This window comes from Paenibacillus sp. sgz302115, from assembly GCF_056120445.1.
Genome location: NZ_JBVYOK010000001.1, coordinates 431495 through 452014, shown reverse-complemented (window position 1 = coordinate 452014; position 20520 = coordinate 431495). Strand labels below are relative to the sequence as shown.

General features: G+C 50.2%; 20 protein-coding genes. 6 read left to right on the top strand and 14 right to left on the bottom strand.

Going from position 1 to position 20520, the window contains the following annotated elements; genetic code table 11:
* Window position 1 precedes the first annotated feature (1 nt).
* The 4 genes from AC0LWN_RS02020 to AC0LWN_RS02005 all read right to left on the bottom strand — a co-directional run bounded on the left by AC0LWN_RS02020 (window position 2) and on the right by AC0LWN_RS02005 (window position 5245).
* Window positions 2-1651, bottom strand: a complete 1650-nt coding sequence (locus tag AC0LWN_RS02020; RefSeq protein ID WP_474662972.1) for a spore germination protein — start codon at window positions 1649-1651, stop codon at window positions 2-4.
* A gap of 192 nt (window positions 1652-1843) precedes the next feature.
* A complete protein-coding gene (locus tag AC0LWN_RS02015; protein WP_474662971.1) occupies window positions 1844-3136 on the bottom strand; it encodes a bifunctional DedA family/phosphatase PAP2 family protein in 1293 nt (430 codons plus the stop codon).
* A gap of 35 nt (window positions 3137-3171) precedes the next feature.
* Window positions 3172-4581, bottom strand: a complete 1410-nt coding sequence (locus AC0LWN_RS02010) for a sensor histidine kinase (protein ID WP_474662970.1) — start codon at window positions 4579-4581, stop codon at window positions 3172-3174.
* A complete protein-coding gene (locus tag AC0LWN_RS02005) occupies window positions 4571-5245 on the bottom strand; it encodes a response regulator transcription factor (protein ID WP_474662969.1) in 675 nt (224 codons plus the stop codon). The genes AC0LWN_RS02010 and AC0LWN_RS02005 overlap by 11 nt, the downstream gene beginning before the upstream one ends.
* Window positions 5246-5398: 153 nt before the next feature.
* Between AC0LWN_RS02005 and AC0LWN_RS02000 the strand changes: the two genes are divergently transcribed.
* The 3 genes from AC0LWN_RS02000 to AC0LWN_RS01990 are packed head-to-tail and all read left to right on the top strand — an operon-like array spanning window position 5399 to window position 7231.
* A complete protein-coding gene (locus AC0LWN_RS02000) occupies window positions 5399-5695 on the top strand; it encodes a hypothetical protein (protein WP_474662968.1) in 297 nt (98 codons plus the stop codon).
* Window positions 5696-5709: 14 nt separating this feature from the next.
* On the top strand, window positions 5710-6654 hold the full coding sequence (locus AC0LWN_RS01995; protein WP_474662967.1) for an FAD:protein FMN transferase: 945 nt from the start codon (window positions 5710-5712) through the stop codon (window positions 6652-6654).
* Window positions 6635-7231 (top strand): ferric reductase-like transmembrane domain-containing protein, encoded by a 597-nt coding sequence (locus tag AC0LWN_RS01990; RefSeq protein WP_474662966.1) that lies wholly within the window; start codon window positions 6635-6637, stop codon window positions 7229-7231. Before AC0LWN_RS01995 ends, AC0LWN_RS01990 begins: the two co-directional genes overlap by 20 nt.
* Before the next feature lie 169 nt (window positions 7232-7400).
* Here AC0LWN_RS01990 and AC0LWN_RS01985 read toward each other — a convergent pair whose 3' ends face one another.
* The 7 genes from AC0LWN_RS01985 to AC0LWN_RS01955 all read right to left on the bottom strand — a co-directional run bounded on the left by AC0LWN_RS01985 (window position 7401) and on the right by AC0LWN_RS01955 (window position 15215).
* On the bottom strand, window positions 7401-8741 hold the full coding sequence (locus tag AC0LWN_RS01985) for an amidohydrolase family protein (protein WP_474662965.1): 1341 nt from the start codon (window positions 8739-8741) through the stop codon (window positions 7401-7403).
* 51 nt (window positions 8742-8792) lie between these two features.
* Window positions 8793-9833, bottom strand: a complete 1041-nt coding sequence (locus AC0LWN_RS01980) for an ABC transporter substrate-binding protein (RefSeq protein WP_474662964.1) — start codon at window positions 9831-9833, stop codon at window positions 8793-8795.
* Window positions 9834-9984: 151 nt separating this feature from the next.
* The gene (locus AC0LWN_RS01975; RefSeq protein WP_474662963.1) at window positions 9985-11313 is read right to left on the bottom strand and encodes an amidohydrolase family protein; all 1329 of its coding nucleotides are present in this window, start codon (window positions 11311-11313) and stop codon (window positions 9985-9987) included.
* 31 nt (window positions 11314-11344) lie between these two features.
* The gene (locus AC0LWN_RS01970) at window positions 11345-12232 is read right to left on the bottom strand and encodes an ABC transporter permease (RefSeq protein ID WP_474662962.1); all 888 of its coding nucleotides are present in this window, start codon (window positions 12230-12232) and stop codon (window positions 11345-11347) included.
* Window positions 12229-13590, bottom strand: coding sequence for an FAD-binding oxidoreductase (locus AC0LWN_RS01965; protein WP_474662961.1), 1362 nt, complete (start codon window positions 13588-13590; stop codon window positions 12229-12231). Before AC0LWN_RS01965 ends, AC0LWN_RS01970 begins: the two co-directional genes overlap by 4 nt.
* Window positions 13591-13619: 29 nt before the next feature.
* Window positions 13620-14393, bottom strand: a complete 774-nt coding sequence (locus tag AC0LWN_RS01960) for an ABC transporter ATP-binding protein (protein ID WP_474662960.1) — start codon at window positions 14391-14393, stop codon at window positions 13620-13622.
* 21 nt (window positions 14394-14414) lie between these two features.
* Window positions 14415-15215 (bottom strand): creatininase family protein, encoded by an 801-nt coding sequence (locus AC0LWN_RS01955; RefSeq protein WP_474662959.1) that lies wholly within the window; start codon window positions 15213-15215, stop codon window positions 14415-14417.
* Window positions 15216-15497: 282 nt separating this feature from the next.
* Here AC0LWN_RS01955 and AC0LWN_RS01950 point away from each other — a divergent pair, with 282 nt between their 5' ends.
* Window positions 15498-16274, top strand: a complete 777-nt coding sequence (locus AC0LWN_RS01950; RefSeq protein WP_474662958.1) for a DeoR/GlpR family DNA-binding transcription regulator — start codon at window positions 15498-15500, stop codon at window positions 16272-16274.
* Window positions 16275-16277: 3 nt separating this feature from the next.
* Here the strand turns inward: AC0LWN_RS01950 and AC0LWN_RS01945 are convergent, their stop codons facing one another.
* Window positions 16278-17114, bottom strand: coding sequence for an AraC family transcriptional regulator (locus AC0LWN_RS01945; RefSeq protein ID WP_474662957.1), 837 nt, complete (start codon window positions 17112-17114; stop codon window positions 16278-16280).
* Window positions 17115-17235: 121 nt separating this feature from the next.
* Here AC0LWN_RS01945 and AC0LWN_RS01940 point away from each other — a divergent pair, with 121 nt between their 5' ends.
* Window positions 17236-18693, top strand: a complete 1458-nt coding sequence (locus AC0LWN_RS01940) for an alpha-L-fucosidase (protein WP_474662956.1) — start codon at window positions 17236-17238, stop codon at window positions 18691-18693.
* Between the two features lie 120 nt (window positions 18694-18813).
* The gene (locus tag AC0LWN_RS01935) at window positions 18814-19359 is read left to right on the top strand and encodes an NADPH-dependent FMN reductase (RefSeq protein ID WP_458965418.1); all 546 of its coding nucleotides are present in this window, start codon (window positions 18814-18816) and stop codon (window positions 19357-19359) included.
* A gap of 164 nt (window positions 19360-19523) precedes the next feature.
* Here AC0LWN_RS01935 and AC0LWN_RS01930 read toward each other — a convergent pair whose 3' ends face one another.
* Entirely contained in the window at window positions 19524-19916 is a 393-nt protein-coding gene (locus tag AC0LWN_RS01930) for a DMT family transporter (protein WP_474662955.1), read from the bottom strand.
* Window positions 19916-20479 (bottom strand): TetR/AcrR family transcriptional regulator, encoded by a 564-nt coding sequence (locus AC0LWN_RS01925; protein ID WP_474662954.1) that lies wholly within the window; start codon window positions 20477-20479, stop codon window positions 19916-19918. The genes AC0LWN_RS01930 and AC0LWN_RS01925 overlap by 1 nt, the downstream gene beginning before the upstream one ends.
* Window positions 20480-20520: the final 41 nt, after the last annotated feature.

Below are 20520 nucleotides of genomic sequence, written 5' to 3'. Positions count from 1 at the left end.
CCTAGGATCTGCGTTTTTTCTTTTGCGGCTTCATCATCTCCGGTCTTCGTTTCATAACCGGGATCGGAGCACGAATGTAGAGGTCCTTCCAGTCACTAAAACGCATTGGTGTGAAGGGGGTAACATAAGGCACTCCAAAGCTCTTTAACTTGGTGAGGTGAACGATGATCATCAGAAAAAACAATATCGTACCGAACATCCCTAGTACGGAGGCAAATAACATACCCACAAAACGCAAAATGCGGAGTGTTATGCCGGCACTGTACATCGGTATGGAGAAGGAAGAGATCGCAGTAACCGCAACGACAATCACCAGAAATGGACTGACAATCCCGGCATTAACAGCAGCATCCCCAATAATCAAGCCCCCTACGATGCCCATTGCCGGTCCAATAGGTTTGGGCAGCCGAATCCCCGCTTCACGCAGGATCTCAATGGATACCTCAAGAATCATAACTTCAATAACAGATGGAAACGGTACGCCTTGCCGGGTCCCAATGATGGTAATCGCCAATTGCGTGGGGATTAGGCCGGGATGGAACGAGATAAACGAAATATACAATGACGGAGCCATCAATGCCAGAAAGGCTGCAAAAAACCGCAGCAACCGCAGCATAGTTCCTGGAAGCCACCGCTCATAATAATCCTCTGGAGATTGCAGCAGCATGCTAAAGGTCACAGGGACGATGAGGGCAAACGGGGTGCCGTCCAGCAGTATGGCTACTCTTCCTTCCAGTAACGAGTTAATCACCCGGTCAGGCCGCTCTGTATTCTGAGTCTGCTGAAAGGGGCTCAAATAATTGTCTTCAATCAGTTGCTCCACGTACCCGGATTCAGCGAGAAAGTCCATATCTATTTTGGAAATTCTATCCTTAACCTCCTGAAGCAACTCCTGGTTAACGATATCCTTAATATAGGCAATAACCAGCTTTCTCTTCATGCGGCTTCCAACCTCGTAAAGCTTCATTTCCAGATTTGTACTCAGGCCTTGGCGGCGAAGCATGGAGGTATTCTCGCTCAGCACCTCTGAAAATGCGATCCGCGGCCCGCGAAGCAAGGCTTCCGAGGTTGGTTCTGTAATCGCGCGTTTGCTCCCGTCCCGCGTTCCCACCAGCAGCGCCGTAGACATTCCTTCTACGATTAATGCTGTATAGCCATATAGAACCATCTCCTGCAGGCTGTCCATTTCATTGATTTCACTAAGCTCAGTCAGTGGAAGCATGCTTTCTTTTAACAGGGATAGGGTTATTGCTTCATTGTCAGCTTGGTTATCTAGCATCAACACCTGCAGCACCTGCTTGTTAATCATTGCTTCATCCTGCATGCCTTCTACAAAGATAAGCACTGCTCTGAGCTTATGCGCCTTCACCGTAAATTCACGAAAATGCACATCACTGTTCTCGCCAATGGCTTGCTTAATGGACATTAGGTCAGCATCATAATCCCCGCTAAGCTTTGGACTGGCTGGTGCATCCTTATTCGAAGCTGGAGGGTGAGCCGGGGCTTTCCCTGCTTTTGCGGCCCTTCCGCTCCCGATAACGGAGTACAGCGAGTTGTAGATAAAATAAATTCCTATCGGACACACTAGCGTTATTGCGGCCTGCATAAATATTTTCCAATCAGGAATATAAGAAACAATAGTTGACCACATCCTGATCATCCTTTCGCAGGTGCTAGGCTATAACCTAAAGTGTGCCAAATAACAGTTTTCTTTAGTCACAGTTAATAAAACTCACCTAAGGTAATTCCATCCATAACCCTAACGGGAATATGCCCATAACAAAGACTCCTGCCAGAGAGTTGTTCACTGGCAGGAGTCAGTTATTCAATATGAAGTGTAATGTCAGGCAGGGCTGCCTGTATCTGCTTGAAGTAACCGAAAAATCTCCAGAAGCAGTACATTCAGGCTGATCCAGACTCCGCCGAACACATAGCCGGCAGCTACATCACTTGGGAATTGTACATTCAAATAAATCCGGCTTACCCCAATCAGCAGACAAACCAATATTACCGCTGAAGTAACCAAAATCCGAATGAGTCTGCTGCTGTTATGACGAAGAATCAAAAATGCGCAAAAACCGCAGACCGTGATTGAAGTTAATGTCTCCTCACTCGGAAAGGTATTAAACCATTGAAACCCGGCAGCAACCGGTCCGGAACGATGAAATAATAGACGCAAGATTTCGTCAAGCCCCTCGCCTCCAATGACCACCCAGAACAGAAAGAAAAGCTCCAGCAGCTTTTCGCGGGCATAGATGGCGATCCCAAGAACGGCTATTGTGATCACAGGGCCGTAGAAATAAATCGAGCCGAGCCCGGTGAGGCGGTTCATGAAGATTTGCCACTCAGATCCAAAAAAAGAATGGACGATGTAGCTCGTAACCTCATCAAATTGAGTAAACTCCTTAGCGAGGAAATCCTGAATCAGTCCCAGCATCAAGGAAACAAACAATACAAAGGCTGCAAATGAAGTTAGCACCAGGAATCTGACTTTGCCCAGCGAGTGAAAGTGCTGCATTCCCTGGGTAAGCAACCGGTTTAAGGCTGCAAACAGCCTTTGTCTGTACTTTTTCACAAGATAAATCATCAGGGTAAGCACAGCGGAAGCAACCGCAAAGAGGATCATATAACGATTTACACTTTGGTGATAGACCTCCCATTTGGGACCCAGGATTTTGCCAAGAGAGATGAATAGGCCGACCCAGAAAATCGCACCTGAATAGGCATATATCGCATACTTTCGGAAAGGCATGCGTGTTGCTCCACTGAAGTATCCGGTAATATGTCTGACCCCGGGAATGAAATAAGCAACAAACAATAGCTTGTTACCGTATTTCTCGAACCACACATTCATTCTCAATAGTTGCTCTTCCCCCAAATGGACACGGTGCCCATGCTTGTGCAGGAATGGCTGGCCCAGCCGGTAGCCGATCCAGTAAGAAAGCGTAATGCCGGCGGTTGCGCCGGCACTGGCTGCTATAATGCTGAACATGAAATTCAGCTTCCCTTCAAAAACAAACAGCCCCGTGTAGCTCAAAAGCATTTCACCCGGAAGAGGCAATGCAAGCATTTCAAGAAATATGGCGACGAAAATCAATCCGTAACCGTAATGTTCAAGCCATGTGTTCAAGCCCATTGGTCCCCCTCCTCTTCTTTATAGTGTGTACATAATCAGAATTCTATTGCACCCGGAAATGTAACTGTGAAAATGCTGCCTTCGCCAACCACGCTAGCCGCGGTAATCGTTCCTTCATGCGCTTCTGTAATCCATTTGGCAATGGAAAGGCCGATGCCGTAACCTCCAAGCTCCCGTGCCCTCGATTTGTCTACACGGTAGAAGCGCTCAAATATGCGGGGCAAATCCTCCGCGGCAATGCCGATTCCGCTGTCTTTCACCTCAATGATCAGCTTGCGGGACCGTCCTTCGCTCCGGGACATCGTGAGGCTTACATTGCCGCCTTCCGGCGTGTATTTGATCGCGTTGTCGAGCAGGATCACAAGCAGTTGCGACACTCTTGCTTCATCGCCGTTCATCATCAGCGTTTCAGCGGCATGAAGGCGAAGCGGGATTTGCTTAGCGGCCGCTATCGGCTGAAGCGAACGGACAAGCTTATCGGCTGTTTCCACCAGATTAAAAGGAGCCTTCTGTAGTGTAGCCGCATCGGAATCCGAACGGGCCAGTGTAAGCAGGCCATCCGACAAACGGATCATTCTTCTGGCCTCATCCCTCATATTGTCCAGCACCTTGCGGGCAAACGGAGAATTATCCGTTACCCCCTCCATTTCCAGCGTGTCGATTGACGATAAGAGCACGCTTAAAGGAGTTCTCAGCTCATGAGAAGCGTCGCCAACAAATTCCTGTTGTCTGGTGAACGAGCGCCTGACCGGAACCATTGCTTTGGATGACATCTTGTAGCTCAGGAAGATTGCCAGCCCGAAAAAAAGCAGCGCGATGACGATCAGGATTACAGCCAGCCACTGAAGCAAACGGAACAGTGCGGACGAATCTTTGACAGCATACAGGGTTCCAATGGCCTGCCCATCGTGAAACAACGTTTTACCAGCGATGAGGAGCTGGCCGGAGAGATCCTTCTGTCCTGTATTGCTGCTATCCGATTCACTGTACCGCACTGTCCGGTACACGGTCTCTTCGCCTGCTGGCACTAATCCCTTCAGGAATATGCTAATCTGGTTGACCGATAGGGAGAAAGGCAAATTTGGAGTCAGCAGCTCTCCGTCACGATTTACAAAGATCCCGCTGATTTCTCCCGCCCTGGCCGAAGTATCATCACTTGCCCCTTCTTTTGGAGGACCTGGAAGCCGGTTCTTGTCTCCCCCATACTCTCCATCTCCCCGCATCGAACCCGCCTTCTGCACAAGCCAGGTTTCGAGCTGCTGCTTCTGCTCGTTAATCAGCAAATAATGCAGCAGTCCATAGACCGTGGCAACGAACAAGATCAGAAATGTGATCAGAACAACGCTGTACTGGATGGTGAGCTTCCGCTGGGTGCGTTTGAGCAGGTCAGTACCTCTGGTTTTGCCAAATAAAGATTTCCATTTCTTGCGCAGCTTATTTGTCAATTTTGTAGCCGACCCCCCGTATGCTCTGAATCCAGCCTTCCCCGGTTATCCCGGCCAGCTTTTTACGCAGCAGCTTGATTGTGGCATCAATTGTCTTAGGCCCGACATCCGTTTCAAGCCCCCAGATCCGGTCCAGAATAACCTCACGGGATAAAACAATCCCGATATTTTGCACCAAAAGATCAAGGAGCTGGAATTCGCGGGGAGTGAGCTGCACCTCGCTGTTCCCGGCTTTAACCCATTGGGCGGTACGGTTGAGGAAGATGCCGCCGACCCGGATTTCCTGCTCCAGAATCGGCGCGAAATTCCGGCGCTGCAAGGCCCGAATGCGGGCGAGCAGCTCGTCTATTTCAAAGGGCTTGATTAAATAATCGTCGGCTCCGGCGTCCAGGCCAGTGATTTTATCCGAAAGACTGTCCTTGGCGGTCAGCATCAGCACGGCCCCCATATATCCTTCGCTTCTCAGCCTCCGGCATATGCTAACCCCATCCCCTGCCGGCATCATCCAATCCAGAATCAGCAGGTCGTAGACAGATCCGGAAGCATAAAGATAGGCATCTTCACCGGTCATCACCCAGTCCACGTCGCATTCGGCTTTTTTCTTCAGCATGTGGGCAATCAGTTCGCCAAGACGTGAATCATCTTCAGCCAGCAGTATTCTCATGGTAATATCCCCTTTAGCTAAGTGAAGTAATGATTTAAGGATAGCATCGGATAATGAAATTTACATGAAAAACAGCGGGTACTCCTTTCACCATATTTTCACCAAGCTGAAGTAATCTCCAAATAACAACAAAACGAAATGAGGTAGATCACAGTGAAAAAGCAAACATGGATTAAATGGCTGACCGGATTCTCTGGAGCCCTGCTATTTACAGGATTCGTCGGGTATATCGACAATTCCGGTTCAGCACATAGTGATAATAGTTCCCTTACAGCTTCGTCCAATTACGAACAGAATCAAGACAATGATAGTACCTCAACAATGCAACAGCCAAGGGAGCGCCGGGGAGATTTCGGATCAGGCTTCGACAGGAATCAATCCGCCTTCTCAGGCAATTCGGATTCGGGAGACAGCCAGAGTGATGGAAGAATCCGCACCCGCGCATCTTAAGGGGGACGAGAATAATGAAGCATTTTCGGGCGATGAATACAGATTGCTATACTTATGGTCTGCCGGACGCTGCTCATGAACAAGCTGTACAATGGTTCCGTTCTGTAGAAGATGAGCTAAGCCGTTTCAAGCAGGACAGCGGGCTGACGAAGCTGAACCGTATGGCTGGCGCTCCGGTGACAGTCTCTCCTCTTTTGCTCAAGGTGCTGCTCAAGGCGGATAAGTTTTATATCGAAACGGAAGGCTTGTTCAACCCTTATCTGGGCAAATTTCTGGCTGCTGCCGGGTATCGAGACAGCTTCGAGCATATAGGAACGGGAGTCGAGGCATCACAAACGCAGTATGTACCAGACCGGCTGCCTGAATTCTCATCTGTTCTTAGCTTGGATATTGTTCGCAGCTCCGTTACCCTCTCTCCTGGCTATGCTGTTGACCTTGGCGGCATTGCCAAAGGGTGGAGCGCGGAACAATTTGCAGGCAAGCTTATCCGGGAAGGAATACACCAGGGGGCCCTGGATGCCGGTGGCGATATTATGCTGTGGGGGGAAACTGCGCGACTGATTGATATTGCCGATCCCTTCATGCCTGACCGTAATATTGCAGCCATCCGTCTGAATACCGGGGCGGGCATCGCCACCAGCAGCCGAATGAAGCGCAGATGGACCGCAGCGGATGGGAGTGAGCGGCATCATATCCTGGATCCACGCACCCTAAGACCCAGTGCCTCGGATCTGGGGCAGGTGACGGCAATCTGTCCAACGCTTACGCAGGCAGAGGTTTATGCGAAATGCATTCTTATTCTGGGCTCGGAGCAAGGACTGCCCTGGCTTGAGCGCAACCATCCTGACTGCAGCGCTATTGCCGTCCGGGCGGACGGCGTGGTCATGAAGACAGGGCAGGCAGAATGCTGCATCTTAGAACAGCAAGGAGGCGGTGCAAATGCAAGCTTGGTTAAGTAATCTCTCAGATAGCTTATCGGTCTGGACCACAGTAAGAGCAGCGGGATTCACTTCATATCTGCTGTTATTTACCGCTATAATTGCAGGACTACTGCAGGGCGAGGCATGGGCAAAAGGAACCCGGCGGGCCCAGCTTCTGCTGATTCACCAATGGAGCGGCTGGTTTGGGCTGCTGTTCGGCATCGTTCACGGGCTGGTGCTCACCTTTGATAAATATGTGGGATACTCGTTTTTCGACATTGTCATTCCTTTTGCCGCGAAAAATGAACCCCTCTGGACCGGACTCGGCACCCTCTCTTTTTATATGCTGCTTGCAATCATGATCAGCTCTGATCTGATGCGTAAAATGAGTAAAAAGCTGTGGCGTGCGATCCACTTTCTTGCCCTGCCAACGTATGTTATGGCCCTGCTTCATGGGATCATGCTTGGCACTGACAGCAGCACGGCCTGGATACAGGTCCTGTACATGCTGACTGCACTCGCAGTTGCCTGCATGGTAATTAGAAGAATAAGATCAGGACGGGGAGTCAAAGAGAAGAAGCGGCGGGTATCCGTTTCTATTGTTCAGCATAAGTGAACGATGGAGTTGCTCACTGCTGAGTCCCCCAAAAGAGAAACAGGCATGAAAAAGAGACGTGTACTGTAAGCGGTGCTCCACTTCGGATCATGGCTTTCAGTGCACGTCTCTGTCGTACAAAAGCGACTTGATGAATTCGGCGTCAAGTCACGCTCTCCCCACATGAATACTACTGATTGGGTGACGCCCCCAATTGTATCGTAAGCTTGGGTTCCTCTATCGGACCTGTTCGATCCTTCTCTTCATACACGCCTCTCAAAAGTGTCACCGGGGGCAATGTCTCTGCGAGCACAACGCCGTTTCGGAATACGTACCTTGGGGACAGGCGCTGGCGGATTAAATCGTCAGCGGTCTTCGCATCGAATAACAGAAACGAGGCCGGGGCTCCTACCTTGAGGATACCTCCATGAAAACTGTAATCCTCCAATTCCATCGCCGCAGCTCCACTTTCCGTTATCATCCCAATCAGGCTTCGCATTTCGGAGCGTCCGCTCATATGGGCCAGATGTGCGGCCATATGGGCGGCATCTAGCGGATTTCCCGTACCCAGCGGATAGAACGGAGAACGAGTATCGTCGTGGGATAATGCAACATTGATGCCTGCGCCATGAAATTCTTTAATGCGCGCAATTCCTCTACCCTTGGGGAAGCTGTCATAGCGGCCTTGCATCACACTGTTAATCAGCGGACAAGCAACGATGGAAAGACCAGACTGCTTGAGAAGCTTCATTATTTTCTGAAAATACGGTTCATTATAATAAGCTGAGGCGTTTGCATGTGCCGCTGTCACCTGAGAGCCCATCCCTGTGGATAGCGCCAGCGATGCGCAGACCTCCAAAAACTTGGAGTTCATGTCATCTGTCTCATCACAGAAAACATGAACATAAGCGCCGCTGCGCTCTGCAAGATCAAACACTTTGCGCAAGGACAGTACTCCCTCTTCCCGGGTATGCTCCAGATGGGGGACTGCGGACACTCCGTCTGCGCCCATCCGCAGGGCTTCCTTCATCCGCTCCTCATTAGACGGACAGCCTATGATTCCATCCTGGGGAAAAGCGGTAATCTGGATGTCTATCTGCTCGCGGTAGCGTTCTTTAAGCTCCATGACCGCTTCCAGCGCGGTCAGCTTCGGATCTCCAATATCAACCATCGAGCGCAGATGGAGCACACCGTAGCTGAGATAGTGGCGAATCATGCGCTCTGCTCTTGTGATGACATCCTCCTTCGTGAGCTTGAGCTTTCTTGAAGACCAGATTTCGATCCCTTCTGTAAGTGTGCCACTCTCGTTCCAAACAGGATTTCCAGCGGTCAGAACCGTATCCAGATGAACATGAGGTTCAACAAACGGAGGCACCAGCAGTCTGCCTTCCGCGTTAATTGTTTCTACAGCAGTCGCTTCTGTCAGATGACCTATGCCCGCAACCCGTCCATCCCGTATACCAATATCAACACCTGCAACGTCTCCCGCCAGATGGACATTCTTCACAATCAAATCATAAGCGTTCGTCATCTCATCCCCGCCATTCACTTAATGCCTTTGGCACCTATTCGGAATTACTCCTTACTTTCCAGGAAGAAATTGATTGGTGAACACATTGTCAATCGGCTCAGCTTCCTTCAGAATGCCGATGTCGACCAACTGCTTTTGCAACCCTTCCCAGATGCCCTTGTTCATATAGCCGACACCGTTCTTCTCCGCGTCCCCGCCGTAGATAAGTGGTTCTTGAGCCTTCGTGCCGAATGCCATTGCTTCCAGCTTCAGGTCCGGGTTCTTTTCCTGCATGCTCTTGTTAATTTCTTCGGAATTGTCCTTGTAGTAATCCCAGCCCTTGACCGAGGCCTCGACATACGCTTTAACGATATCCGGGTGGTCCTTCATGTAGTCTTCCGTGGTGAACAGAATGTTGCCATACTGCTTGTAGCCTAGATCATAGTTGAGGATATAATCAACATCCACCCCCTGCGCCTGCATAGAAAATGGCTCAGAGGTAACATAAATCTGGGTGGCGGAGTCCGGATCAGCAACGAAATTAGCGAGCGAGCCTGTATACTTCATCTCTTCTACCTTGTCAAGCTTATAAGCCTTCTTGAGATAATCCCAGTACGATACGCCACTGCCAACGTAAACCTTATGACCGTTCAGCTCAGAAATATCCTTGTATTTTCCTTTATGATACATAATGCCCTGCGGGTTCTTTTGGAAGATCGCTGCAATTGCTACGAGAGGAATCCCGTTTTGCCGCGCCTGCAAAATCTCATCTGCCTGCCCCATTCCAAATTCGGCCTTGCCGGAAGCAACAATCTGCGATGCGGAGACACCAGGTCCGCCGGATTGAATCGTCATGTCAAGACCTGCATTCTTATAAAAGCCTTTGGAGAGTGCTGCATACTGTCCGCCATGCTCCGGCTGCGCAAACCAGTTCGTCACCTGTGTGACTTTCGTCAGCTTGACCTCAGCGGGCTTGTTACTAGATGTCTCGCTGCTCTGAGCAGCCTCTCCATTCTTATCGGACCCGCAGGCCGACAACGCCATGACGGCTGAAACGATTAGAGAGAACCCAACTAACTTGATTTTCTTGTCTCTCGTACTGTTTGCGCGCATGTTTCTTCCTCCCTTATCCAAATGAATATCTATATGTGCATCCGCATGTTGCGCAGATAAACACCCGAGGAAATCAGCCTGTCTGGGTCAAATCTCTAAATAGTCAGGGAAACTACGGTGGTCTGGGCTGAAAAACGCGTCAGTGCAAATATCAGAGACTTGCGGTCGCAGCGCTGCCTAACGGGTCCGTCCACTGCTGCTTCAACTGGGACGTATAGATCCAGCGGTTCTTGTTATATACCCAACGTGAGGCAGGGATTTCTTGTAACAGTTCTTCTCCTGAACCTGCATCGAGGACAACGAAGCTTGCCGGATTACCAGCAGTAACGCCATATTCAGGAATCCCGGATATAGCTGCAGGTTGATGAGTCAGCATCCGCAGCACCGTAACAATATCCTCCTCACGGGCCAGATGTGCTGCATAGGCCGTCATAAGACCCATTTGCAGCATGTCTCCCCGGCCAAAAGGGTGAAACGGGTCCTGAATGTTGTCGGAGGCTGCCGCAAGGGGAACTCCCGCGTTCAACAGCTCCTTGACACGCGTTATGCCGCGTCTTACGTTGCCTTGATCGCCGCGGCCCTGCAGATACAGATTGACTGCAGGAAGAGTGACTGCTCCGATTCCCGCTTCTGCTATCTTAGTGATTAGCCGATCTGCCTCCTGCTGAGTCATCGCCGATAGCGAACACAGATGGCCTGCTGTCGCTCTTCCTGCATAGCCGTGCAAGAGGACTTGGTCGCAATAGAAATCTATCGTCTTTACTTCAGGATGATCAGATTCATCGCAGTGCAGGTCAATCGGTCGGTCAAACGCTGTGGCAAGCTGAATCGCCCAACGAATGCCCTCATTCGGATCAGGCGTGAGGTGCGGCGCTCCGCCGACACCGTCGATACCCATCCGCAGCGTCTCCTCGGCGAACTCGGTAAGCTCCCGCTTGTGGGCTGGATCGTAGAAAAACATTGGAAAGTATTGGATGTCAAGAACATCCTTCACAATCTCTCTGGCCTCCAAAGCTGCCTCTACCGTACGAAGGGCAACCTCACGGCCAAGATGATAAGGGACATCAAGATGGCTGCGCAGTGACAGGCTGCCGAAGGAGGCTGCTCGAAGCGCAGCCTGGACGATCCGCTCCTTAATCGACTCCTTGCTGAAGGTCGGGGCAACGGAACGATAACTCTCGATGGCTTCAAGAAGCGTTCCTGAACGATTGCGCACATGAGCAATCGTGTAGGCTTTGTCCAGATGCATATGAACGTCTACAAATCCGGGCAGCACCACCCGCCCCTGCAAATCAATTGCTCCGGCTGTCCGAAGCTCCTGAGCGTTTAGTTCGGTGATCGGCAGGTGCTCTTCCGAAACAACGGGGCCCTCTTGGGCCTGAATGGATACCCACTTCCCGTTCTTGATCCTTAGCTTGAACAATCCGCCGCTCGCGGCAAGGGGCAACCTTGCGTTGACAGCTTCCAGATCAGTTGGCATGCTGATACCATCCTTTCAAGTCTAACGTGCGCTATCCTTCCGACGAACTCATCTCGGACTCATGCCAGGAGCTGAGCATCCACTTGGAGAAGGCATTAACCAGCAGGAAGAAAATGATTCCGAGCAGAGACGCCGAAAGGCCACAGGCGAATAGATAAGCAGTTTGAAGACGGGACGCCGCCACGGTGATGGCATATCCTAAGCCTCCTTGCCCTCCTCCGATGCCGGCGATGTATTCGCCCACGATGGCTCCGATAACGGCAAGGGTACAGGAAATTTTCAGGCCGGCGACGATGTAAGGCAGTGCAGACGGCAGACGCAGGCGAAACATGGATTGCAGAGGAGTAGCGTTGTAAAGGTAAAATAGGTTCTTCATGTTGTGTTCGGTGGAGTTGAGTCCGATCAGCGTATTGGACAGCATCGGGAAAAAGCCGATCAGGAATGCAATGATCACTATGGCGTTGATTCCGGCCCCGAACCAAATTACGATGATCGGCGCGATGGCGACAATCGGAATGGTCTGCATAATAATGGCGTAAGGGTAGATACTTCGCTCGACAAGCTTCGAGCTCGCCAGAACAATTGCGAATCCAATCCCGAGTACAACACTGAGGAGAAACCCAAGCACGGCTTCAACAATCGTTGTATACACCGATACCCACAGATTTGCGGCGTTCTCCGACGCAGCCAGAACGATATCGGAAGGCTTTGGCAGCAAATAAGGCTTAATATCGGCCAGCCGGCAGAAAATTTCCCAACCGCCAATGACAATCACAAACGCCACGACGGGCGGGAGCGCCGTTTTCCACCATGACTGCTTGAACAGGCTTAATTTCCGCTCCGGCACCACTCTCGGGGGTGTCTTAGTAAGAGAATGAAGACTGGAGTCTGCGGCCTTCATAACGATCTCTTCACTCATTGGTTATCACTCCTTGTCGTTTCCAGTGGAGCAGGGGTCTTCAGCTTGCCCGGGTTAAGCAGGGACCGCGGGTCGTTCGCATGTTTGGCCGCACGCATCGCCTCCATTTGCCCGCGTCCGCCCATATCAAGCAGCCATGTGTGGGGATCATTGATTACCACGCCAATCGAACGGAAAAATTCAATGATCTCATATAATCGTTCATGAGAGGTATAGCGGACGATAGGAAGTGCGGCGGGGACGACGACACCAGCAGAACGAATGAATTCAAGGTGCAACAGAACTTCTTCTCCGAACTCTGCCTTGATTTGACCGATTTGCCGGGGGAAATCTACAGGGTCAAAGCCTGCCTGAAGATAAGTAAGTGAAGGATCTGTCTTAAGCGCCCATAAGGTGGTGTGGTTCCAGGTGAAATCGGATAGCCCGATAGTCAGGTGGTACTGATCTGAGGGGATCACATAGCCGATGCGTCCGCCAAATATGGCGGCATGGGACTCAAGCGCAGTCTGGGTACCTTCCTCCGTCTCCAGAAAACACACACTCGCCCCCTGCTCTAACCGTTTTACGATCGGCTTAAAGAACGATGGAATTGGCCATTCGATGGGAGTGACCAGTCGCTTGCGAATGGAGTCATCCAGAGCCACAGCATGAGCGAAACGGTACGCTGCTTCAAAATCATCAAATTGCACGACCGTCTGCCGCCAGGTTACCTTTGATGCGACGGGGATCTTCAGCTCCGTTACGACGCCAGTGGTTCCGTAGTTATGAATGTAAGCAGCCAGTTCGGGGCCATTCACGATAAGCCTCCGGGGAGTTTCTTCCATTGTATATACGACCGCTTCCAGCACGTTTCCATCCCACAAATTCCCCCAGGTGATGGAGCCTATGCCTCCAGAACCTCCGCACACGAAGCCGCCTACCGTAGCTTTCACGAAAGTACTCGGATAAATCCGCAGTTCCTTGTCTTGTTCACGAAGCTGCTTCTCCAGTACCCCCAAGCGGACGCCGGCCTGAACCCGGACGTATTCATCAGTCACCTCATGCACGGCGCTAAGTCCGCTGAGGTCGAGGACAATCCCACCTTCGAGCGGTACTGCCTGGCCGTAGTTCCCAGTTCCCGATCCGCGGGTAGTGATTGGAATTCCGTTGCGATAAGCGAAGGACAGCACCTGTGTGACCTGCTCCTCTGTCTGAGGGATGACGATTGCATCGGCTTTCTTGTCCCGTAGCAGCGGCTCCAGTACAGGGGAATACCAGTAATAATCCTTCGAAAGCTTATCAACTTGCTCTAAACTGAGCAGCAGCCTATCTTCTCCGACAATCTCCGTCATTTCCTTAGTCCAAACAACCGTCATCATATAGCCTCCCTATCGTCAAGTTCTGTGAGTCAGTGCTGCAGAGCATCCGATACGGAACGGACAATCTGTCCGAATTCCGGTGTGGTCCGAAAAGCTTCAGTGCGGGGAAAAGGAACCGGCACATCAATTACAGCGGCTACCTTCCCGGGTCTTGGGGTCATGACAGCTACCCGGGTGGACAAAAATACAGCTTCGAAAACATTGTGGGTGACGAAGAGTATAGTCATTTCCTTGTCCTGGCTCCAGAGGTCCAGCAGCTCAAGCTGAAGCGTCTGTCTCGTAATCTCGTCCAGTGCGCCGAACGGTTCATCCATCAGCAGCAGTTTCGGTTTAGAGATGAGCGCCCTGGCAATCGAAGCTCTCATCTTCATCCCCCCGGACAGTTGTCTGGGCATGGACTTCGTATAATCCTTCAGCCCCACCAGCTCAAGCACATGTTCCGCTTCTAGCTGACGCTGCTTGCGGGGGATGCCACGAATGGCCAACGGAAGGGCCACGTTGTCAATAACGGAGCTCCAGGGCAACAGCGTATGGTCCTGGAAGACGAAGGCGGTATCACTTTGTTTGCGGGCCTGCTTGGGTGAAGCTCCCATCACCTCAAGCACCCCGCCCGTCGGTTCGGATAGACCTGTGATCATTTTGAAGATTGTTGACTTGCCGCAGCCGGACGGGCCGACGAAACAAAGAAATTCACCCTCACTGATAGAGAGGTTCACGTCCTGAACGGCGATGGTGCCATTCGGATACACTTTGGACACTTGCTCCATTGCCACTCTTTCTTTTCTGGCCGCTGTCACTTCCATATGCCGTTTCAGCTCCTCTCCTTAATCCTTCATGGATTCCATATCAAACGCAGCAATTTCCATAAGAGCTTCCGCCAGAAGCGGTCCCGCCTTCTTAAGCATCGCCTCGCCCCGCTCAGGTGTTGCTTTGGTTGCGTCGCCGGCAATTCCACTGCGGGAGATGTCTTTCATAACCCATGCAAACGATCTGGAGCGGAAGTTGAACGATACCGACTGAGGAAACTTAGGCATTTCTCTTACTGCCAGCTCGGGATGAACCCATTCCGGACAGACTGCCATTAGCAGGGAAGTCTCGACATCACCAGCGTGAATGCCGCTCTTCTTCTCATCATCATCGGTGAAAGAATCGCTGTAACGGACTGCACCCGGATCAAGGCGGTATACAGCGAGTCCGGTTGAGATTCGGATCTCCCTAGCCATCATACCGAGAAGATCAGCATTGCCTCCATGAGTATTGAACAGCAGCAGCTTTGTAAACCCGCTTCTGGCGAGGGAAGCGCCAATGTCCTGAAGGAGCATCATCATCGTCTGGGCTGACAATGTAAGGGTCCCTGGGTATTCGGTGTGTTCGGTGCTTTTTCCGTAGCTGAAAGAGGGGATTAGCCAAATCTGGGCGTCATCAGGCAAGTGCTCAAAGGCTTCGGCCAATAACGCCTCTCCAAGTAAAGTGTCAGTGTAGACAGGCATATGCGCCCCATGCTGCTCGATGGCACCTACGGGAAGGACAATCAGCACCTCCTCCTTCGGCAGCTCCCTGATCTCCTGTGTTGTTAGTCTTGGCAGAAATCGGCGATTAAAGGCATTTCCGGTGTATCTGAACATCGAACCACTCTCCTATCATTTCAAATTTGAATTATGTGATGTAAAATGACATAACGAGGCGATTCCCACCTCCTTTTCATACTTAGCATGGACAATTAGGTTGTTTTTTCGAGAATCAAGTTAACTAAACTAACATTCGTAAATCATATATATCACATAAACGAAAGTTTGCATAGCATAAATTCACACTAAATGAACATTAGTTAACATTTTTTTGCTGACAACAGAACTTTCGAAGGCTATAATTGTCAAAAAAAGAGATTTTCCAGGGAGGATTCATCTATGCTCATGGGAACAAGACAACATGAAATCCTGAAGCTGCTGGAGCTCAAACAGCAAATCACGATCATGGAGCTCGCAGAGACGTTCAAAGTCTCACATATGACGATCCGCCGCGATCTGGACCAATTGCAGTCCGAAGGCAGAATAAAACGGTCCCATGGAGGAGCTGTCAAGGTTAAACGATTCATGGGTGCTGATTACGACCAGCGGGCCAATGAACACAAGGCGGAGAAAATGGCGATCGCGAGGGAAGCAGTGAACCATATTCAGGACGGGATGAGCATTATTCTGGATGCGGGAACAACGGTCGCGGCTATGGTGGAAGAATTGGAGAAATTCAAAGGTCTGAAAATCATTACCCGTGATTTGCACACAGCCCTGCTCCTCTCCAACGAAGAGCGATTCGGCAGTTTCGATGTTTACTGCACAGGGGGCCGGCTTAGCAAGTGGGCATACAGTCTGGACGGAATTTATGCGGAGAAGATGCTGGCTTCGTTAACAGTGGATGTAGCTTTCCTTACATGTGAAGCTATTTCACATGCCAAAGGGGCTATGGCGTGGTCACCTGTACTCGTAGGCGCAAGGCAAACGGCTATGAATGCGGCGGACAAAAATATTCTACTGGTGGATTCGACCAAGTTCAGCTACAGCTCGCTTGCAATTTTCTCCAGTCTGGATGCGTTCGACGAGATCATTACCGAAGACGGACTCGATGAGGATGAAGCGGATGTGTACAAGAGTGCCGGCTATCCACTTCGAATCGTCCCCGTGAAATAATCGCTATTTCTCCGGCAGGAGCTGCATCTGCTTTCTGAAGTCTGTAGGCGCAAGGCCTGCATTCTTCTTGAACTGCTTGGAGAAATAGAACATGTCGCTGAACCCGAGCTGTACGGCGATTTCGCTAATGGTGCTGGTTGTAGATGTGAGCAGCTCCTTGGCTTTGTCGATCTTTTTTCGCGTTATGTACTGTATGGGCGGCACGCCGAGCTGCTTCTTGAACAGGCGGATGAAGTAATTGGGATGCATGTGGGCAATCTCGGCAAGCTCATGCACCGTAATATTTTGTTCAATATTCGTTTCAATGTGGTTCAGGATTTTGGTTAGCTTTTCGACAGAGGACAGATTTTTCAGAGTGATTTCATTTGGTTCCAGCTTGCTGAGGTAATAGGAAAAAAGCTCCATCAGCTTGCTCTTGGCGAGCAACTGGGCGTAGATCTCACCCGATTTGACGTGGAGTACGATACTGCTGAACATTTCCTTGACAACCTCGCGGTCCACGGCGCTGCATGTATGGCTCAGCTCCAATATTTTGAACAGATTAATATCTCCAGACTTCACACTGAAGTGACACCAATATTTGAGAAAAGGCTGATTGCTGATACAGGAATAAGATTGCTGCACTCCCTCCGGCATCAAAAAAAGCTCACCAGGCTGAGGATAATATTCCTGATCCCCGATCTTCAGCCACCCTTCGCCTTCGCAAATGAAATAGAACTTGCTATAGTCAGGTGTATAGTCCAAATCCTTCCACTCCGTGCTGCACAGATTATAGTCAGCCATAATTAAATCGAGCTTCAAGTTGGAAATGTAGCTGGTGAGCAGCGTGTGGTTATCCATAAAGAGACCGCCTCAGAGAGTTATTTTTGTACATCAACAAGTTAATGATCTACATACCTATTCGTTCCATCCCCCGCTACAATGAGAGCGGTACAAGAATTACGAGAGGATGGGAATAATAATGGACAAAGCCGGATATTTACAATTGATCAAGAATACGATTGAGTGTGGCAGATTCAAGGATACCTGGGATTCGTTAAGTGAGTTCAAGGTTCCTGCGTGGTACAAGCAAGCAAAATTTGGCATCTTCATTCATTGGGGCCTCTACTCTGTTCCTGCGTTTGGAAACGAGTGGTATTCCCGCAATATGTACATGCAAGGCTCCCCGGAATATGAGCATCACCTGGCTGTATACGGCAAGCATGCAGATTTCGGCTATAAGGATTTCATCCCGTTATTCAAGGCGGAGCACTTTAATGCGGCCGAATGGGCGGAGCTTTTCAAGCAGTCCGGGGCGAAATACGTTATGCCGGTTGCAGAGCATCATGACGGTTTTCAAATGTATAAAAGCGCATACTCACATTATAACACGTACGAAATGGGGCCAAAACGTGATCTTCTCGGTGAAATGAAGGCTGCCTTCGCCGAGCAGGAGCTGGAGCTGTGCGTGTCTTCACACCGTGCGGAGCACTGGTTCTTCATGTCGCATGGCAAGGAATTCGAATCCGATGTGCATGAGCCGTTAGCTCCCGGAGATTTCTACTGGCCGTCAATGCCTGAACCGGATCATCATGACTTGTATGGTTCTCCCCCAACTGATGAATTTCTGGAGGACTGGCTGGTCCGCTGCTGTGAGCTGGTTGACCAGTATCAGCCTAAGGTGTTTTATTTTGACTGGTGGATTCAGAACGCCGCCTTTAAGCCTTATCTCAAGAAATTCGCCGCATATTACTACAACAGAGGTGAAGAATGGGGTTACCCTGTGGCGATCAATTATAAGCATGATGCCTTTATGTTCGGCGCTGCCGTTCCCGACGTGGAGAGAGGCCAATTTGCCGGGCTTAAGCCTTATTTCTGGCAGACTGATACAGCCGTGGCCAAAAACTCCTGGTGTTATACCGAAAACAACAATTACAAATCCGCTGCGGAGATTATCAGAGATCTGGTCGATATCGTCAGCAAAAACGGCAACCTGCTGCTGAACATTGGCCCTAAGGCGGATGGCACTATTCCCGAGGAGGACAAGAATATTCTTCTGGAGATCGGGGGATGGCTAAAAGCTAACGGCGAAGCTATCTATGATACGGCTTACTGGCGCACGTTCGGTGAAGGTCCGACAGAAATTCAGGAAGGCCAATTTACTGACGGGAAGACCAAGCTGTTCACAAGTGAGGATATCCGTTTTACAGTCAAAGGCTCAGTTCTATATGCCACCGTCCTTGTGTATCCTAAGAAGGGCTCTGTGCACATTCAGTCACTTAAGGAGAATTCCCCTCATTTCCAGGGGATCATCAAGCATATCAGCATCCTTGGCTTCGATGAAGTCCCGGCCTGGAAGCGAACGGAAGAAGCTCTTGTAATTACGACTAATACAGTTGCAAGTATGCTGCCGGTTGTGTTCAGAATTGAGCTGGATTAATAAAAATTTTATGCTTTCAAAATAAAACTTGCTATATAAAAGTAATATGCTATAATAAAAACATGTTAAGAAATAAATCAGATTAGGCAAGCAAAATCAACTATTTAGGAGGAATTTCAAATGACAACTCTAAACATCGGAATTATTTTGGGCAGCACCCGTCAAGGACGTGTAAGCCCGCAGGTAGGCGAATGGGTAAAAGGTATTGCGGATGCGCGCGGAGATGCGAACTATGAGATCGTAGATATTGCCGACTACAAATTGCCTCTCCTTGGAGAATCGGATGACTATGCTCCGGCACAGGCTTGGGCGGCTAAGCTGGCTACTCTGGACGGCTTCGTATTCATTGCCCAGGAATATAACCATAGCGTTACAGGCGCTTTGAAGAATGCGCTGGATTCCGCCCGTGAGGAATGGAACAACAAAGCAGCGGGTATCGTCAGCTACGGCTCTGCCGGCGGCGTTCGTGCAGCCGAGCATCTGCGCGGAATCCTTGGCGAATTGATGGTCGCTGACGTTCGGGTACATCCGCTTCTGTCCCTGTTCACCGACTTCGAGAACGGCTCTGTCTTCAAACCAGCAGAACTCCACACTGCCAACGTAAATGCAATGCTTGATCAAGTGCTTGCCTGGAGCGGTGCTTTGAAACCATTGCGTTCCAAATAAAAAAGAGCTGCTCCAAAAGCCACTTCAAAATCTGAAGTGGCTTTTTTGGGCGTTCAATATTAGTTGAACTATAGATTTTCATATTAGGTCTGGTCGTAACTGCGGGGAATGTTTGGACTTCCGTCACTTCTGCCCTTTTATTTCAACTAATATAGCTATGCTGCTTACTTGAGTCCGCTTTGCTCCTGCACTGTATGAATTTGACCGTCCGTGGAGGCCGCAGCTTCTGAGGAAGCATGGCCCGGGCCGAGCAGATTCAGAATAACCACTCCGATGATGATGAGGGCAATGCCAACAACACTTGCCGCATTAATCTTTTCCTTCCAAATAACTACCGAAATAATCACTGTTGCAACTGTGCCAAGCCCTGACCAGATCGCATAGGCCGCATTCAGCGGGATGGTCTTCAGCGATATCGACAAGAAGTAGAACGAGCAGACGAAAGCAATAACCGTCACGATGGACGGGTACAGTCTGGTGAATCCCTGAGAAGCCTTCAGCATCGAGGTTCCAAGCAGCTCACTGGAAATGGATAAGGCCAATAATAAGTAAGCCATCATTTCACCTCCTTCGCCGAGTGCAGCAATTCGTTTCGGATCTGCTGCTTCAATTCCTTATCAGGAGGCGCAAGGCCGAACATTTCCGCAAACCACAGACCGTCAGCCGCAAGTCTGGCAATGGTCGATTGCACAGGATCAAGTCCGTCATTCTCAATATTGTGCTGCCACTTCTCATACGCAGAACGCATGCTATTTAACGATTCGGGATTGAAAAAGAGCGCCGAAGACAGCACCGGACCCATTTCATTACCGACACCTGCATCATCAAAGGTAGATTCGATATAAGCCCTGCTCCATCTCCCCCGTTCCTCTTTGTCCCGCGCAATTCTTTTAGCCACATCGGCCTCAAAGGTTGCCGTCATCTCTTCCACCACACCAAGCACCAGCGCTTCTTTACTGGGAAAATGGTACAACAGACCGCCTTTGCTGACGCCTGCCTTCTTGGCGACCAAATCCAGAGTCAATTGCTCTCCGCCCAGCTCCTTCATCACAGATGTGGCAGCAATTAAGATTAGCTTCCGTTTGGGGATTTTCTCCTTATCTTGAGCTTGCGAATCCATATTTCATCACCGTCCTGAAATGACTATACCGTCTGGACGGT